We start from the raw sequence: 15,774 nt of genomic DNA, 5'->3' as shown, positions 1-15,774 counted from the left end.
TGCGAAGCAGAAAAAATAAAAACTCATGAACCATTTACCCATCTCTATCATCTATACTAGTAGGAACCAAATATTGGATATAAATAGATGGTTATGCGATGTAAGTATCAAGAGGGAAGTTCAGCAGGACATTCAGCTAACACAGGACGGTAGCGTAGAAGCTTTTGGTAGAGTCGTTCAAATAGCCGCAAAAGTACACAGATGACCAAAAGAAAGTGAAAGGGCTGAAATTGTGATGATTCATCGATTGGAGCCAAATGATTATGCAAAAATCAGGACGTTGCTGTCACCTGAGAACGTGAACGATCTGACCATCCAAGCGATTATCAATGGAACAAATCGAGGAGCGATTTTCGTAGATGATGTGGAGCAGCCCCGGACAGCCTTGGTCGATCAAACCGGTGTGATTAGTATTTTCGTCGGGGAAATACGATTGTGAGTGCTTGCCTGTCTTGCTGTGTCCATGAGCGTGACCATGAAATTAGCGTGGAAACGTACGAGGAAGCCGACATGAACAAAGGCTTTGCTACACTTGCTTGCGTAGCGTACCTGGAGCATTGCATGCAACATGGACTGACACCGCACTGGACCACGCTAGAAACCAACGAGGAGTCGGTACGTCTGGGGACAAAGCTAGGATTTGAGCGGAAGGAAAAGTGTAAAATACTGGAGTTCGAATATTAAAATGATACGGGTTTCCATGGGTTGGCGAAATTACTTCGGCAACCTTTTTTACCAGGAAAGGAAGAGAAGCAAAAGGGAAATACGGTGTGAAGCGTGAATATTTTGATTAGTTATGGAAATGACAGGAACTATCGGGCAGCGATTGAGAGGGATAAAACAATGAATCTGGCATTAATGGTCCCATTGACGGAGCGGACGGCGGTTTTGATTGTGATGGCCTTGCTGTTTACGCGTGTACGTGCATTCCGCAGCATATTGAACCAGCAAGCAACGTGGCGGGAAAAAGCACTGATGGTCGTCATTTTCTCTGCTATTTCCATACTGGGTACCTATAATGGCATTTGGTATCAGGATGCGATTGCGAATTCACGCGTGATCGGGACGGTCGTGGCAGGCTTGCTGGCTGGTCCCTGGGTAGGGTTGATGACAGGGCTGATCGCGGGAATTCATCGCTATTCCTTGGGCGGCTTTACAGATTTGGCATGTGCCATCTCGACCATAAGCGAGGGCTTGTTTGCGGGATTAATCTATCAGTTCCTCCGTAACCGCAGCAAAAAAATCGGGTGGACGACAGCACTCTTCGTTGGTTTCTTGGCAGAGTGGCTGCAAATGGGCATTGTTTTGCTCATCGCACGCCCATACGCTGACGCTTTGGCATTGGTTCAGGCCATTAGTGTACCGATGTCAGTCGTCAACTCGGTCGGAATTGCTATTTTGATCATTATTATTGATTTGGCCAAAAAGGAAGAGGATCGGATTGGGGCGCTCCAAGCCCAGCGAACGCTGCAAGTAGCGGACAAAACACTATCGTACTTACGTCAAGGGCTGACCTATGATTCTGCCCAAAAGGTAGCGGAGGAAATTTTGCGGACGACGCGTGTAGCAGCGGTAGCGATTACCGATACGCGCTCTGTACTTGCGCATGTTGGTGCAGGCTCGTCTCATCACGTAGTGGGAGAAGGCATAACGACCAAGGCGACCCGTGAAGTTTTATCGACTAAAGAAGTAAAGATTGCCCAGACGAAGGAAGAGATTGGGTGCAGGGAGACGAACTGTCCCTTGCGCTATGCGATCCTTGTCCCCCTGATGCGAAGACGTGAAGTAGCGGGTGTGCTCAAGCTGTATCAGGATCGCTCGCGCAAACTGTCAGCAGTGGACCTGGAGCTCGTACGTGGATTGGGGAACCTGATATCGAGTCAGCTCGAACTGGCTGAGCTAGAGAAGCAGTCCCGCCTGTTGGCAGATGCAGAAATCAGGGCCTTGCATGCGCAGATCAATCCGCATTTCTTGTTTAATGCGCTCAATACGATCGTTTCGTTTATTCGCTTCCGTCCCGAACAGGCCCGTGAATTATTGATTCATTTGGGAGAGTACTTCCGCCGTAATTTGCATGACTCTGGCGGATATGTCAGTCTGGCGCGTGAGCTGGAGCATATCGAAGCCTATTTGGCCATCGAACGTGCGAGATTCGGGGACAAGCTCCATGTAGAGTACGACATCGAGGACGGCGTAGAGCGGTTTACCGTGCCAGGACTGATTTTGCAGCCGCTGGTAGAGAATGCGGTCAAGCACGGACTGTTGCCCAAGCGCGAAGGGGGAACCGTAGTAATTCGTGCGCGCCGCAAAGAAAAGCAAATCGTCGAACTGACAGTGGCAGATAATGGAGTCGGAATGGAGGTTGACCCATCCGAGCGAGCACCAGATGAGAAGCGCGCAGGACGGCAATTATCTGGAATCGGTCTTGCCAATGTAAAAAGTCGTCTCCAATCGATCTACGGAGAACCATATGGAATCGTGATCGAGAGCAAAAGCGGGAGCGGGACAACATGCACCATACAATTACCGATAGGGGTGAACGTCAGTGCTCAAAGTGTTCATCGTCGATGATGAGACGCCTGCCAGAGAAGAACTGCGGTATTTGCTGGAGCAGTTTTCGGAAGTATCCGTAGTAGGAGAGGCGGGCAGTGGGGAAGAGGCGTTGGAAGCGGTGCTTCAGACAGAGCCGGATGCGGTTTTTTTGGACATCCATTTGCAGGACAGGGACGGTGTAGATGTGGGGCAGGAGCTTCTGGAATCCATGGTCAATCCACCTGTCATCATCTTTGCAAGTGCGTATGAATTTCATGCGGTGAGAGCATTTGAGGCCGAAGCCGTTGATTATATCGTCAAGCCGTTCAGCGAAATGCGTCTGGAAAAGACGATGAACCGGGTACGAAAAATGAGGCGGAAAAGCGAGCCTGCATTGGACGCGTCACCGCTACTGGAGGAAAGGCTACAATCCCTTCTGCAAAATGTACTGGTCGATACTCAGCCACATCGTGTCCCGGTAGAAAAAAACGGCAAGATTATGCTGATTGATCCAAACGAAATCGTCTATGCCACCTTGGAAGGAAGGTATGCGAGGATCTATACAGCAGGTGAGCAATATGCGACCACCTTTACGTTGCAGGAGCTGGAGAGCAGGCTGTCACGCCAACAGTTTTTTCGGACCCATCGCGCTTTCATTGTCAATTTATCTAAAACGGCAGAGCTCGTCCCTTGGTTTAAAGGCTCGATTCATCTAGTCATGCAGGATCAACGCAAAACAGAAGTGCCTGTTAGCCGCAATGTCGTAAAGGAATTGAAGAAACGATTAGGGTTTTAAAGGAAACAGACCAATCCTGCGTCCCGTTTGGGGGAGGATTGGTCTGTTTTTTTGACTGCTTACACGGGATAGTCATCGTTTTTCTTCCGTGTCACCATAATCCCGCCCAAAACGATCAGGATCAAGCCGAGGATGCCGCCTACTTGGGTAGACGCCAGATTCGCGATCAAAAATATGATAGCGAGAACAGTGAGGATGCCAATGGGGATCAAGAGAGCGGGTTTGCGATTGCCGAATAGGTACAGCTCGGTAAGCCCCACAGCAGGACCAATCAGGAAAAAGGGCCACGTCGTGCTCATATCCCCATGAAAAAATAGCTGGCTGAAAAAGAAGAGTGGAGCATAAACGAGCAAGATCCCGCCTGGCACCAACAATCCAGCGCGATTCGGCATTGGGTTCATAAAAAAGAAAATATGAAACCCGATTCCTGGGATGAGAAGAAAGACTGGCCAAAGCATGTCCATTGCGAGCGGTACGTTCAGGTAGGTAGCCAGAACAAAAATCGCTCCGATTCCGATAATGATGTAACCCCCGATTCGTCGCATGTGCGTATTCTCCTTTTTGATTTCCATACCAATTTATGTATAACTTTAACATATTGTGGAGGGGTTTGTATCGGACTCGGGGCGGAGACTTTCTACGTCCCCAAATTGAACGCGCTTACACTCAAACGAGGATGGTGCAGCTTGTGCCTGTTTTTGTACGGTTCAGTCATTTTTTATGTTGGCAAGCTGTCCGATGTGATACTTTTTTCTAAGGTTCATTGCCTGAATATTAAATAAATAGAAGGAGGCGACTCGGATGAAGAAATGGTTTCTTTCCCTCTTGATTTGGGGCGGGATAGCCGCATTGGGTGCTGTCGGATTCGGGATGATAGCCCTCTGGCAAGGGGAATCAGTCAACTCGTTCTGGTTACTGACAGCCGCATTTTGTACTTATGCTGTAGCTTATCGTTTTTACAGCAAATTCATAGCCAAAAAACTTATGGCGCTCGATGATAATCGCGCTACCCCAGCAGAAGTGAACAACGACGGCAAAGACTTCGTGCCCACGAACAAATGGGTGTTGTTTGGGCACCATTTCGCTGCGATTGCAGGAGCAGGCCCACTCGTAGGTCCTACGTTGGCTGCGCAAATGGGATATTTGCCGGGAACGATCTGGATTATCGTCGGGGTCGTGATCGGTGGAGCGGTACAAGACTTTATTATTCTGTTCGGATCGATGCGTCGCAATGGAAAGTCTCTCGGTCAGATTGCCAAGGAAGAGATCGGTCCTGTTGGCGGAGCACTCGCTTTGATTGGTATTATTGCCATTATGATTATCCTGATTGCTGTTTTAGCGATGGTTGTGGTTAACGCTCTTGCTGAATCACCTTGGGCTACCTTCACGATATTCATGACGCTGCCTATCGCGATAATGATGGGATTGTATATGCGGTATATACGACCTGGGCAAGTATTGGAAGGCTCGATTATCGGGCTTGCCCTGCTGTTCTTTTCCCTCTGGCTCGGTCAAATCGTTGCTGCATCGCCTACATGGGGACCAGCTTTCACGTTTTCCAAAGTACAGCTTGCCTGGATGATCATTGTGTACGGGTTTATTGCCTCGGTTTTGCCTGTGTGGCTGCTGTTGGCACCGCGCGATTATCTCAGCTCATTCTTGAAAGTAGGGACGATTGCGGTATTGGCGGTGGGAATTGTGCTGACACTGCCGCCATTGCAAATGCCAGCACTAACGAAATTCATTGATGGAACTGGCCCTGTTTTTGCAGGAAATCTGTTTCCCTTCTTGTTTATTACCATCGCGTGCGGAGCCGTATCAGGATTCCATTCACTCGTATCATCCGGAACGACGCCGAAGATGATCGCGAAGGAATCGCATGCGCCATTGATCGGCTATGGCGGGATGCTGATGGAGTCTGGGGTCGCGGTGATGGCGATGATTGCAGCGTGCGTGTTGACTCCCGGTGTCTATTTTGCGATCAACTCACCTGCCGCAGCAATTGGCGTGGATGTAGTTCAGGTTGCGACGACGATAACAGGCTGGGGCTATACCGTAACCCCTGACCATTTAACAACGCTCGCCAACGACATTCAAGAAAAGACGATCCTTTCCCGGACGGGCGGAGCACCGTCACTGGCAATTGGGATGGCGACGATTTTCTCGGGAGTATTGGGTGGCAAGGCATTAATGGCATTCTGGTATCACTTTGCGATCTTGTTTGAGGCTGTCTTTATTTTGACGACGATCGATGCGGGAACACGTGTCGGACGATTTATGGTACAAGACATGCTCGGCAACGTCATTCCGAAAATGAAGGAAGTCAACTGGCTGCCAGGTAATCTGATTGGTTCTGGGATCATTACCATCGGATGGGGATACTTCCTACTCCAAGGTGTCATGGACCCGTTGGGAGGCATTTACACCCTGTGGCCGCTCTTTGGTATCGCCAACCAGATGCTCGCCGCGATAGCGTTTACGGTGGGAACGACGATTATTTTCAAAATGGGCAAAGCGGCTTACTCGTGGATCACACTCGTACCGATGGCTTGGCTGACGACGGCTACGCTGACAGCAGGCTGGCAAAAGCTGTTCCATCCTGATCCGAAAATCGGCTTCCTCTCGCATGCAGAAGCATTCCAAAAGGCACTGGATGCGGGGACGCTGCCAAAAGGGGTAAAAACGATAGAAGCTGCACAAAAAATGATCTTCAACGACCAGATCGATGCTGTGGTATGTGCGATCTTCATGGTCATTACGATTGGGATCATTCTCGATGGTGCGCGGGTATGGATCAATATTCTCCGCGGCAAGCACTATCCGTTGCAGGAATCTCCGTACATCAAGTCCAAAGGAAATGTATTTGACGGGAAAGGACATCACGTAGCATGAGGCGCAAGCTAAGAGCCATGCGAAAGGCAATGCGCAAAGTGAGCTCTGTTATTAAAACCATTTTCGGAATGCCTGACTATGACCGCTATCTCGCCCATTGGTACGAGACGCATGGGGCACCGGGTATCTTTCCGATGACAGAGCGTGAGTACTACATGTACGCATTGACCGAACGATTTGAAAAAGGCGGCGTAACGCGCTGCTGCTAAAGTGGTCACGTAAAAAAAGGGTGTCTCCCCAGTCAGAAATTGACGAGGGATACACCCTTTTTCAATAATTCGGGAGTTGGGTGAAGCAACGACATTTCAGGCACACTCCCCATGGCTAACGTGTGGTGTAACAGCAGGTAAAGTATGGTACACTAAATCATATAGCATGACCGTTTTTTAACACGAGCTGTCTCATCATATTCAATTAAAACATCGAAGCCTCTCTTTCTGGAAGAAAAGGGCGTGCTTTGCGAAAAAATAAGTCAAGTTTTAGGTGGCGATACGTGTGCAAGCATCAACACTGGCGGCTCTCAAGGAGCTCGCTTTGCAATGCGCCCGTTCAGCGGGTGAGCTGAGTCTGAAGCGAATGAAGGAGCCTTTTACCGTCGAGTATAAAACATCTGCCTCCGATCTTGTTACGGCCGTAGATAAAGAAGTGGAGAATCACGTCATTCAGATGATTCTTGCACGCTTCCCTGATCACGGCATTCTTGGAGAAGAGAGCGCACATGTGGAGGATTACAAGCAGTATGACACGCTTTGGGTCATCGACCCGATTGATGGTACGACCAATTTTGTGCATCAGCAAATCAATTTTTCCGTTTCCATTGCTGTGTATCATAAGGGAGAGGGAATGGTCGGAGCGGTTTATGATCCTTCCAGAGACGAGTTGTTTTATGCGGTAAAAGGGGAAGGGGCTTTTCTCAATGATCGTCCCTTGCAAGTGAATCGAGAAGTGAGCCTGGAGCAAGCTTTGTTATGTACGAGCGTATTTTGGAACAAGCGTGCTGAGCAGATCGGCATTGATTTGATTGTGAAAAAGCTTGCTGGGAAGGTTCGCGGAATGCGCCTCTTGGGAAGCGCCGCTCTGGAAATGGCGTATGTGGCTGCGGGAAGACTGGATGGCTACGTCAGTATGCAGCTCAATGCGTGGGATTTTGGGGCAGCTCGCATTATTGTAGAAGAAGCGGGCGGCCGGGTGACGACCATGACGGGGACACCACTGCCGTACGACCAAAAAAGCAGCGTGATGGCTTGCAACCCGACTTTTTATGAGGAGCTGCAGCAGTTCCTGAAATCGGAACATACCGATGTACCTTCACAAAATTAAGTGTACAAGAACCCACCGGACATGCGCATCCAGTGGGTTTTCTTTTGTTATGCATCTTGGGTTTTCGTTTGGATGTCGGGTGCATATGCTATAAAAGCATAGCCCGAAGACGAGCAGCGACTGTATTTGTTACGAAGTCGGCTTGTCCGAATAAGGGGGGATAACCATGACCCTGATCGAGGAAAGTGTAAAGTTGATCCTACAGCATCAAGCGAGTACCGGGGCGTATCTCGCTTCACCCGCATTTGTCCACTATCAGTATGCGTGGCTCCGCGATGGAACATTTACGGCCTACGCGATGAACCGCATCGGCAAGCATGAGAGTGCCCGCAAGTTTTACCAATGGTGTAATGATGTGATCCGAAAGCATGAGACAAAGGCAAGAACAGCCATTTCGGCAGTGAAAAATGGATTAGACAAAAATGATGCGGGAAGAGACCGCTTTTTGCATACGCGCTATACAGCGGACGGAGAAGAAGTGGCAGGTGAATGGGGCAGCTTTCAGCTCGATGGCTACGGGACATGGCTGTGGGGGCTGGCTGAGCATGTGCGGATGAGTGGAGAGCATGACTTGATTCACGAGCTCAAGCCATCGATTGAACTGACGATTGACTATGTCGTGGCGTGCTGGCAGCTCCCGAACTTTGATTGCTGGGAAGAGGGAGGAGACCGAATCCATCCAGTGACGCTGGGAGCCATTTATGCCGGGATCAAGGTGATGGAGCCTTATTTGCCCGAACGAGCTTTCGAACTCGCTCAGCAAGGAGGGACCATCCGCCAATTCATACGCGAGCATGGCACAGCCAATGGACGATTGATAAAATCCGTCGGGGATCCTTCTGTGGATGCAAGTCTTCTCTGGTTGGCACTGCCGTATGGGATCGTCGACGTGAATGATCCTCTTATGCTCCGAACCGTGCAGGCCATAGAAGAGGAACTGCGCGCAGGACACGGCGTGCATCGCTACCCGGCTGATACGTATTACGGAGGGGGGCAGTGGCTGCTGTTATCTGCGTGGTTGGGCTGGTATTACGTGAAAACAGGCAGGCGTGAAGAAGCCGAAAAGATAGCAGCGTGGATTGTGTCCCAGCGGCAAGCGAACGGACTGCCTGAACAAGTACAGGAACATTTGCTTTCCCCGGCTCATTATGAGATGTGGGTGGAGAGAGCAGGGCACCCCGCTGTACCGCTCCTTTGGTCGCATGCGATGTTTCTCGTGCTGGCGGCAGAGCTCGGCATTCCGTACTAGCCAGGAAGAGGGTCTTCCTGGTTTTTCTTATTGCTGACATCTATTGACACCATTTGTTGCTATGCTCAGCTCAGGACTCTGTTGGAATACTCGCAAGCAGCTTGGCTATCACAGACAGGGTTTCTTTTGCAAATGGCTTGTCCGTGAAGGAGAGGAGAGCTTCATAGGACAAAATCAGAGCAACCGCTTCCTCTGTCGTGAGGGCAAGGGGCGCTTGCAAGGGAGCATCTGCCTCGCTGAGCATAGAGACAGTCTGTGATTTGCACTTTGAGGATGCCTGCGCACAAATGAGATGCCCGGTTCTGTTTCTCCCGGCGGAGACTGAGTCAAAGCTCGATGTGAAGCTCTCTCTGATCCAAATGGTTACGAGGCATCCGCAAAGCAAAACGGTAGTCATTCCAAGCTCGATCGATACGCCTATAGCGACAAGCATGGAAATGCTGGCGTTTCTAAAAGGGTTGGTGTTTGAATGTGCTTCTGGATAACCGAGGCTTCATCGTTGCGAGCAGGACACCGACAAGGGTCACAACGCCACCAGCCATCGTCACAAGCGTAGGACCTTCACCCAGCCACACCCAAGCAATCAGAAAAGCGAGCACTGGCGTCATGTAAAGGGAGGTAGTAGCCTCCGAGGTGCCAACGACAGAAGTCACATAGGCGAGGGACAAATAAGCAACAACGCTAGGGAAAATGCCCAAATACACAACACTGAGTGTTACATCAAAAGGCGCTTGGGCTATCGCTGTGCCAAGTCCGGGCAGAAAGAAGAGCATGCAGAAGGTACCTGCCCATAAGGTGTAGGCGGTAAACGCGAGAACGCCGTATTTTTCTACGAATGGCTTCTGAAACGCAAAGTAAATGCTTTCGCTACTGGCTGCCAATAAAATAAAGAATATTCCGTCTGTTATTTGAAGGGTCTCTCCTGTGCCAATCGTACAGATGGCGACTCCTAGAAAACTGATCAGTGCACCGAACCAGCCTCTCACACCGAAATGCTCCCGGAAGAATAGGAGAGCGAGGAGAGCGGAAAAGATCGGCGTCGTCGTGACCAAAAGGCTGGCTACACCTGCACTTACGCTCATCTCCCCGTAGTTGAGCGCTGTATGGTAAACGGCGAAACCCAAGCCCCCAAGCAGAAGGATAGCTGGGACATCCTTTAACTCCGGCAGACGGATGCGGAAAAACAGTGCGAGTATCCCGAGAAAAAGAGAACCAATCAGAAAGCGAAGCAGCGAGAGATGCTCCGGCGAGTATGCTTGCAGCCCAACGCGAATACCGGCAAAGGCCGAGGCCCATAACAAAATGCTGATGGCATGTGCAGCGAAAATACGACTTCTGACAGGATGAAACAAGATAACTTCCCTCCTTCGAATGAAAAAACCAACCTGCTATTCTCTGCTTCTTCTTTCTTTTCCATGGTAAACAAGAAGTGGTAAAATATCTGCAACCACTCGGCTATCAAAAAAACCAACCACTTTTACCTATGAAGATGAGGAAGAGGAAGGGATCGATCAGGTTGCACAGAGAGAAACGGTTGCCGAAATATCGGAAAATTATTGATTTTATCAAAGGAAAAATATCTACAGGAGAATGGCCGATTGGCAGCAAAATCCCCAGCCAACGCGACTTGGCACAAGCGTTCGAAGTCAATCGGAGCACGGTCATTGCGGCATTGGAGGAGTTGACCGCAGACGGGTTGATCGAGGGCAAGCTGGGAATGGGCACTGTCGTTGTCAATAATACCTGGACGCTGTTGGCTACGACACCACCGCCGGATTGGAGTAAGTACGTCAGATCTGGATTGCATAAGCCAAGTATGACGTCGGTGCAAGAAATCAATAAGCGTGAATTCCAGGCAGACCTGATTCAGCTGAGCAAAGGAGAGCTCTCCCCAGACATGTTTCCAGTCGATACGATGAAGCAAGTCATGGAGCGGGTAACGAGGAACCTTAGCGGATTTGGATATGAAGAGCCGAGAGGGTACCTTCCCCTGCGCCAAGCGGTCAGTGATTATGTCGGACGACAAGGAATTACAGCTTCGCCGTCTTCTGTCTTAATCGTGTCTGGTGCATTGCAGGCGCTCCAGCTCATTTCGGTTGGGTTATTGCATCGAGGTTCAACTGTGTTTTTGGAACAGCCTTCGTATCTCAATTCCTTGCATGTGTTCCAGTCGGGGGGGATGGAGCTTGCCGGATTGCCGATGGATCGTCAGGGGATGATTGCACAGGCGATCTATGCGAGGCGAAAAGAGGAGCATGGGGCGATTCTGTACACCAATCCTTGCTTTCATAATCCAACAGGCATCCTGATGACAGAAAAACGCCGGCTGGAGCTGCTGCGGGTATGTGAAGAAGAGCGTCTGCCGATTATCGAGGATGACATTTACCGCGAGCTGTGGACGAAAGAGCCTCCACCGCTGCCGCTCAAGGCTAGAGATAAACACGGACATGTCCTGTACATTGGGAGCCTGTCAAAGACATTGACCCCCGGCTTGCGGATTGGATGGGTAGTGGGGCCAGAGCCAGTTATCGAACGCCTGGCCGATATCAAGATGCAGACGGATTACGGAGTCAGCTCACTATCACAACGTGTGGCGGAGGAGTGGCTGGCAAGTGGCTTGTATGAGAGGCATGTGCACAAGGTCAGAGAGCAGCTCATTACAAGACGAGCGGCTGCCATCCGGGCACTTACGAAGCACATGAGTGAGCTCGCGACGTGGGAAGTACCTGACGGAGGATTTTTCATCTGGCTGAAAATGAATGGAAAGCTCTCGACGATGGAGCTCTTTACAGCAGCCAAACGCCAGGGCATTCTGCTGAATCCGGGCAACATTTACGGGGAGACGAAAGAAGGGTATGTGCGGCTCTCGTATGGGTATGCTTCGATCGCCGATTTTGAATCTGGCATTGAGAGGCTTGGTCAAATCGTCCGCGATCATAGATAAAAGCAGAGGAAAGGTGGAGGCGGTAAACAATGGCGTATATAGAAATCACGAAAAAGAATATAGAAGCGGAGCACATATGCTGTGCATTAGGTGCAAAACAATACGAACATTCAGTAGCTGAGAAGAAGAAGTGGCTGACAGATCTGCGTGGTTGGGCTGGTATTACGTGAAAACAGGCAGGCGTGAAGAAGCCGAAAAGATAGCGGCGTGGATTGTGTCCCAGCGGCAAGTGAACGGACTGCCTGAACAAGTACAGGAGCATTTGCTTTCCCCGGCTCATTATGAGATGTGGGTGGAGAGAGCAGGACACCCCGCTGTACCGCTCCTTTGGTCGTATGCGATGTTTCGCGTGTTAGCGGCAGAGCTCGGCATTCAGTACTAGCCAGTAAAGAAGGTCTTTCTGGTTGGTAGCGATCAACCGGGATAATTTTAAAAAGGTATTCAGGAGCAAAAATACATTCCTGAATACCTGTTAGTTTCATACTTGTTAAGGCAAACTCCTTAGCTCTTTATAGACGCATCTTTTTCCAATGTTAATTCATGAAATGATCTCATACGCAGTTGTAAAAATGGGGTGAACAATAATGTACAAGCCGAAGCTAACAATCCAATGCCACCGGCAAACAAAGCGAACCGTAAACCCATTGCCCCCCCTATCATCCCTCCAATTAACGAGCCTAGCGGTAAAGAACCCCACGAGATAAAGCGAAACGTAGCATTCACGCGACCTTGCAGGGCATCGGGTACAATTACTTGACGTAAACTGACGGTACTAATGCTAAACATGGAGACACCCATTCCGAAAAGAAGCTGTCCCGTCATCATAATCAACGCCATGCTTAATTCTGATCCTACTGCTAATGGAGCAAGCAAACCGCCACTTGCTGCGATCGTAGCGGAACCCATAATAGTTGGACCTACTCCAAAACGACGTACAGCCCTTTGGGCAAGCAGCGAGCCAAATAGGTACCCTACTCCTAGCGTTCCATAAATGATGCCAACAATGCTCGCACTGATTTTGAGTTCTTGCGATGCATATAGAACATAAACACTAAAAATAACATTCCAGGAAAGGTTAAAGATTGTTGAGCAGCGCACCACTCCCCACAGCAACGGTTTTGTGTAAACCGTATGCAGCCCTTCTTTGATTTCCAGCCACATGTTTTTTTGTTTTTTCGCATCTGTCACGACTGTCTCCAACTTGCGAATCCGGGCTATGTACACAGCGGATACAAAAAAGGATACCGAAGTGAATAATATTGCAAAAGGAGCGGTGATTAACTGTTCCAGTCCACCTGATAAACCCGGCCCAGCAATTTGCGCGGTAGATTTACTTGTCTCTAGTTTGCTATTCCCATCAACAAGCTGCTCCTTGCTCACAATGGAAGGCAAAAAGGATGTATAGGCAACATCGAAAAAGACAGTACAGATCCCCACTATAAAGGCTATCAAATATAGCACTGTCATATTCAGGAATCCGGTTAAGGCTGTCAGCGGCACTATGAGCAGTAATGCACCCCTGAAAAAGTTAGCGGCGACAAGAATGGGTCGCCGGGGAAATCTATCTATCCATACACCAGCGAGCAACCCGAAAAGGATAAATGGCGCATACTCGGCAAAACCAAGCAACCCCATTTGCATGGGACTGGCTCCTAAATAGAGAGCTGCCACTAATGGCATTCCTAATAATGCAACCTGAGTCCCAAACTGTGATGCCGTTTGCCCAATCCAGAGCCTGCGAAAATCTGTGTTCGTTAACAATCCTTCCACCTTGTTACTCATGTTCGTTCCCCCAATTTTTCGTCACAACTAATTGCCATTTTTCGTATTTTTAGTATAGGGGAAATTATGTTTCAAGATCTTGCGCTTTCATTATCATAGTCAAAGCACGACGTCCAAAAAAGATCGGCATGATCGGTTGATGCCGCGAGCTCAAGTGCCGAAACAGATTCGGTTATTGAATTTTTATTACACCTGCGTTATATTCCATATATGAAATACTAAAGATAAGGAGTCCCTCTATGCATAGATTATCGAATGTCGAATTCATGCTCCTGCAATTGATCGCGGAACATCGTCAAGCTTCCGGATACGATATTATGAAGTTAGTCGAACAGCGAGGTTATAAAGAATGGGCAAATATCGGTACAACTTCGATATATACAGGATTGAAGAAACTTAGCGATAAAGGATGGATCTCACCTGAGACATCCGAGGAGAAATCCGGCAAGGGGCCAGCGCCGACCCTGTTTGCCCTCACCGAAGTGGGTATACGTAAGCTGAGAAATGAAATTCTTGATAGTCTGTCGTCTACACGAGAACGTGACAATCGCTTCGATCTCGGTTTGGCTGCTTTGCCCCATATCGGGAAGGAAGAGGCCGTCATTGCTTTACGGAAACGACTGGATTTTCTTGGACAAGCCTCGATAAAAATAAGACAGAAGTACGAATCACAAGGGGGAGCTAGCTTGCCGCTGAACGTAAGGGCGTTGTTTTTACATCCATTAAGCTTAATCGAGAGCGAGCAAACGTTCGTTAGTCGTTTCATCCATGAATTATTGGAGGAGGCAAGTAAACATGGTCAAATTTATTGAAGGTTTCATTCCTTATCAAGGGGAACATTGCGAAACAACCGCCATGGGCAATTTATTGCAATATGCGGGAGTCCACCTGTCTGAGCCGATGTTGTTCGGACTCGGGCAAGGGCTTGGATTCATATACTGGGATTCGAAGGGAATGGACTTTCCTTTCATCGGAGGAAGGATAAAACCGGATAAACTGACCGCTTATCTCGCCGAACGACTCGGCTTGAACGTCAGATATCAAGAAACCTCGTCCGTCAATAAGGCGTGGCAGAACGTCCGAAGCAGCATCGAACACGGCATTCCGGTTGGGGTTAAATTAGATTCCTATTACTTGGATTATTTTACGAACAAAGTGCACTTCGCCGGTCACTATGCGGTACTTTACGGTATAGATGACGAATACGCCTACTTGGCGGACACCAGACAACAGGGTGGACTTGTGAAGACGAGTTTGACAAGCTTAGCCGCTGCCAGAAATGCAAAGGGACCCATGAGCTCCCGGAATCGTTCCTTTACGATCGAGCCAAACGACGCATTGCTTCCGCTTGTTTCTGCTATACGCGAATCCTTGACCATGAATGCGCAAGACTATCTGAACCCACCCATTCAGAATATTGGCAATAGAGGCATTGTTAAAATGAGCAATGAAATCTTGAAGTGGCCTTCTCGCAGCAACAATGTCGAACATGATTTATGTCTTACCGCGATGCTAATGGAGCGGGCGGGAACCGGTGGCGCTTTATTTCGGAATCTGTATAGGGATTATTTGAGAGAATGTACTGATCGGCTGGAGGACCCGAGGATCGAACAAGCCCACTGCATGTTTACAGAGATCGCTCCAATGTGGGTTAGCGTCTCTGCATCAATCGACCATGCAGGAAGAACAGGTGAGCACCAAGAGCTCGTGCATGCGTCTAAGCTGTTGCTTGAGATTGCGGATAAAGAACGCGCAGCCATGGAGCTATTGTTGTGATAGCTTTACACTTACATGGAACGGAATCATTCCTTTATGCTTAAAGTATAATAGCTTGATTTCAAAAGAGGAGGAATCAGAAAGTTGAAGTACTATCGCTATGTGTTAAGTATCCCACCTTTGGATTGGGAGTGTTGCTTTCTTAGCATTGAGGAGTATAAGCAGAGCTTTGCGAATAAGTATAATCAAAATATAGAGTATTACAGGCAAGTTATCGGGGATTGTCAACAGCATCTCGTTGATATCGATAACCTTGCTGTTGTGACTTATAAAGATCTATGTGCAAGCGTTCATTCTGCTGAGCTGCGCTGCCCAGCCATGATTTTCTCCATACCGAGTGGCGATCATCGAGGATCAGCTTTGTTTTGTATCATGTACAAGCTTGAAAACGACGGGGATACGTTTATTTACTCTCCTGTTCCACTTGTTCATCTAGAGCAAGATCAAGCAGGTGAAATAGAGCTTTCATTGTTCGAATGAAAA

At 48.9% G+C, this 15,774-nt stretch carries 17 protein-coding genes and 1 pseudogene; 14 read left to right on the top strand and 4 right to left on the bottom strand.

Annotated elements, in window-relative coordinates; genetic code table 11:
• Positions 1 to 235 precede the first annotated feature (235 nt).
• From HP570_RS29700 to HP570_RS21210, 4 genes are all read left to right on the top strand, one after another.
• Positions 236 to 439 carry a hypothetical protein gene (locus HP570_RS29700; protein ID WP_254495406.1) on the top strand — a complete coding sequence of 68 codons (204 nt, stop codon included), beginning with the start codon at positions 236 to 238 and terminating at the stop codon, positions 437 to 439.
• The gene (locus HP570_RS29695) at positions 436 to 684 is read left to right on the top strand and encodes a GNAT family N-acetyltransferase (RefSeq protein ID WP_309139207.1); all 249 of its coding nucleotides are present in this window, start codon (positions 436 to 438) and stop codon (positions 682 to 684) included. The genes HP570_RS29700 and HP570_RS29695 overlap by 4 nt, the downstream gene beginning before the upstream one ends.
• Positions 685 to 843: 159 nt before the next feature.
• Positions 844 to 2,571: a sensor histidine kinase gene (locus HP570_RS21215; RefSeq protein WP_173627042.1), complete on the top strand. Its 1,728-nt coding sequence runs from the start codon at positions 844 to 846 to the stop codon at positions 2,569 to 2,571.
• Positions 2,546 to 3,328, top strand: a complete 783-nt coding sequence (locus HP570_RS21210) for a LytR/AlgR family response regulator transcription factor (RefSeq protein ID WP_173627041.1) — start codon at positions 2,546 to 2,548, stop codon at positions 3,326 to 3,328. The genes HP570_RS21215 and HP570_RS21210 overlap by 26 nt, the downstream gene beginning before the upstream one ends.
• A gap of 59 nt (positions 3,329 to 3,387) precedes the next feature.
• On the opposite strand, the gene HP570_RS21205 is transcribed toward HP570_RS21210, so the two are convergent.
• A complete protein-coding gene (locus tag HP570_RS21205; RefSeq protein ID WP_015892581.1) occupies positions 3,388 to 3,873 on the bottom strand; it encodes a hypothetical protein in 486 nt (161 codons plus the stop codon).
• A 256-nt stretch (positions 3,874 to 4,129) separates the two neighbouring features.
• On the opposite strand from HP570_RS21205, the gene HP570_RS21200 reads away from it, so the two are divergent.
• From HP570_RS21200 to HP570_RS21185, 4 genes are all read left to right on the top strand, one after another.
• A complete protein-coding gene (locus HP570_RS21200) occupies positions 4,130 to 6,220 on the top strand; it encodes a carbon starvation CstA family protein (RefSeq protein WP_173627040.1) in 2,091 nt (696 codons plus the stop codon).
• A complete protein-coding gene (locus tag HP570_RS21195; protein WP_016743075.1) occupies positions 6,217 to 6,429 on the top strand; it encodes a CstA-like transporter-associated (seleno)protein in 213 nt (70 codons plus the stop codon). The genes HP570_RS21200 and HP570_RS21195 overlap by 4 nt, the downstream gene beginning before the upstream one ends.
• Positions 6,430 to 6,715: 286 nt before the next feature.
• Positions 6,716 to 7,540 carry an inositol monophosphatase family protein gene (locus HP570_RS21190; protein ID WP_015892578.1) on the top strand — a complete coding sequence of 275 codons (825 nt, stop codon included), beginning with the start codon at positions 6,716 to 6,718 and terminating at the stop codon, positions 7,538 to 7,540.
• A gap of 166 nt (positions 7,541 to 7,706) precedes the next feature.
• Positions 7,707 to 8,789 (top strand): glycoside hydrolase family 15 protein, encoded by a 1,083-nt coding sequence (locus HP570_RS21185; protein WP_173627039.1) that lies wholly within the window; start codon positions 7,707 to 7,709, stop codon positions 8,787 to 8,789.
• Between the two features lie 70 nt (positions 8,790 to 8,859).
• Here the strand turns inward: HP570_RS21185 and HP570_RS21180 are convergent, their stop codons facing one another.
• Both HP570_RS21180 and HP570_RS21175 read right to left on the bottom strand, forming a co-directional pair.
• The gene (locus HP570_RS21180) at positions 8,860 to 9,222 is read right to left on the bottom strand and encodes a hypothetical protein (RefSeq protein ID WP_173627038.1); all 363 of its coding nucleotides are present in this window, start codon (positions 9,220 to 9,222) and stop codon (positions 8,860 to 8,862) included.
• 16 nt (positions 9,223 to 9,238) lie between these two features.
• Positions 9,239 to 10,141, bottom strand: a complete 903-nt coding sequence (locus tag HP570_RS21175; RefSeq protein ID WP_173627037.1) for a DMT family transporter — start codon at positions 10,139 to 10,141, stop codon at positions 9,239 to 9,241.
• Between the two features lie 137 nt (positions 10,142 to 10,278).
• On the opposite strand from HP570_RS21175, the gene HP570_RS21170 reads away from it, so the two are divergent.
• The 3 genes and pseudogenes from HP570_RS21170 (at position 10,279) to HP570_RS21160 (ending at position 12,115) form a co-directional block, all read left to right on the top strand.
• A complete protein-coding gene (locus HP570_RS21170; RefSeq protein ID WP_173627163.1) occupies positions 10,279 to 11,733 on the top strand; it encodes an aminotransferase-like domain-containing protein in 1,455 nt (484 codons plus the stop codon).
• Between the two features lie 29 nt (positions 11,734 to 11,762).
• A pseudogene (locus HP570_RS21165) lies at positions 11,763 to 11,870 on the top strand (GNAT family N-acetyltransferase); the annotation flags it as partial.
• Positions 11,864 to 12,115, top strand: coding sequence for a hypothetical protein (locus HP570_RS21160; protein WP_254495404.1), 252 nt, complete (start codon positions 11,864 to 11,866; stop codon positions 12,113 to 12,115). The pseudogene HP570_RS21165 and the gene HP570_RS21160, both read left to right, overlap by 7 nt.
• 119 nt (positions 12,116 to 12,234) lie before the next feature.
• On the opposite strand, the gene HP570_RS21155 is transcribed toward HP570_RS21160, so the two are convergent.
• A complete protein-coding gene (locus HP570_RS21155) occupies positions 12,235 to 13,515 on the bottom strand; it encodes an MFS transporter (protein WP_173627036.1) in 1,281 nt (426 codons plus the stop codon).
• A gap of 239 nt (positions 13,516 to 13,754) precedes the next feature.
• Here HP570_RS21155 and HP570_RS21150 point away from each other — a divergent pair, with 239 nt between their 5' ends.
• The 3 genes from HP570_RS21150 to HP570_RS21140 all read left to right on the top strand — a co-directional run bounded on the left by HP570_RS21150 (position 13,755) and on the right by HP570_RS21140 (position 15,771).
• Positions 13,755 to 14,327, top strand: coding sequence for a PadR family transcriptional regulator (locus HP570_RS21150; RefSeq protein ID WP_173627035.1), 573 nt, complete (start codon positions 13,755 to 13,757; stop codon positions 14,325 to 14,327).
• A complete protein-coding gene (locus HP570_RS21145) occupies positions 14,311 to 15,291 on the top strand; it encodes a BtrH N-terminal domain-containing protein (RefSeq protein ID WP_173627034.1) in 981 nt (326 codons plus the stop codon). The genes HP570_RS21150 and HP570_RS21145 overlap by 17 nt, the downstream gene beginning before the upstream one ends.
• An 84-nt stretch (positions 15,292 to 15,375) precedes the next feature.
• Positions 15,376 to 15,771, top strand: coding sequence for a hypothetical protein (locus tag HP570_RS21140; protein WP_173627033.1), 396 nt, complete (start codon positions 15,376 to 15,378; stop codon positions 15,769 to 15,771).
• Positions 15,772 to 15,774: the final 3 nt, after the last annotated feature.

It is taken from the genome of Brevibacillus sp. RS1.1 (assembly GCF_013284365.1).
Lineage (GTDB): Bacteria > Bacillota > Bacilli > Brevibacillales > Brevibacillaceae > Brevibacillus > Brevibacillus brevis_D.
Note: the sequence above shows the minus strand (reverse complement) of the source record. Positions and strands in the feature narration are given on the sequence as shown.

What these genes read in the sequence shown, in the direction of transcription:
- HP570_RS21215 (WP_173627042.1), top strand. Translation starts at nt 844, where the DNA reads ATGAATCTGGCATTAATGGTCCCATTGACGGAGCGGACGGCGGTTTTG.
- HP570_RS21170 (WP_173627163.1), top strand. Translation starts at nt 10,279, where the DNA reads ATGAGGAAGAGGAAGGGATCGATCAGGTTGCACAGAGAGAAACGGTTG.
- HP570_RS21150 (WP_173627035.1), top strand. Translation starts at nt 13,755, where the DNA reads ATGCATAGATTATCGAATGTCGAATTCATGCTCCTGCAATTGATCGCG.
- HP570_RS21200 (WP_173627040.1), top strand. Translation starts at nt 4,130, where the DNA reads ATGAAGAAATGGTTTCTTTCCCTCTTGATTTGGGGCGGGATAGCCGCA.
- HP570_RS21195 (WP_016743075.1), top strand. Translation starts at nt 6,217, where the DNA reads ATGAGGCGCAAGCTAAGAGCCATGCGAAAGGCAATGCGCAAAGTGAGC.
- HP570_RS21155 (WP_173627036.1), bottom strand. Translation starts at nt 13,515, where the DNA reads ATGAGTAACAAGGTGGAAGGATTGTTAACGAACACAGATTTTCGCAGG.
- HP570_RS21180 (WP_173627038.1), bottom strand. Translation starts at nt 9,222, where the DNA reads ATGCTTGTCGCTATAGGCGTATCGATCGAGCTTGGAATGACTACCGTT.
- HP570_RS29700 (WP_254495406.1), top strand. Translation starts at nt 236, where the DNA reads ATGATTCATCGATTGGAGCCAAATGATTATGCAAAAATCAGGACGTTG.
- HP570_RS21145 (WP_173627034.1), top strand. Translation starts at nt 14,311, where the DNA reads ATGGTCAAATTTATTGAAGGTTTCATTCCTTATCAAGGGGAACATTGC.
- HP570_RS21185 (WP_173627039.1), top strand. Translation starts at nt 7,707, where the DNA reads ATGACCCTGATCGAGGAAAGTGTAAAGTTGATCCTACAGCATCAAGCG.
- HP570_RS21205 (WP_015892581.1), bottom strand. Translation starts at nt 3,873, where the DNA reads ATGCGACGAATCGGGGGTTACATCATTATCGGAATCGGAGCGATTTTT.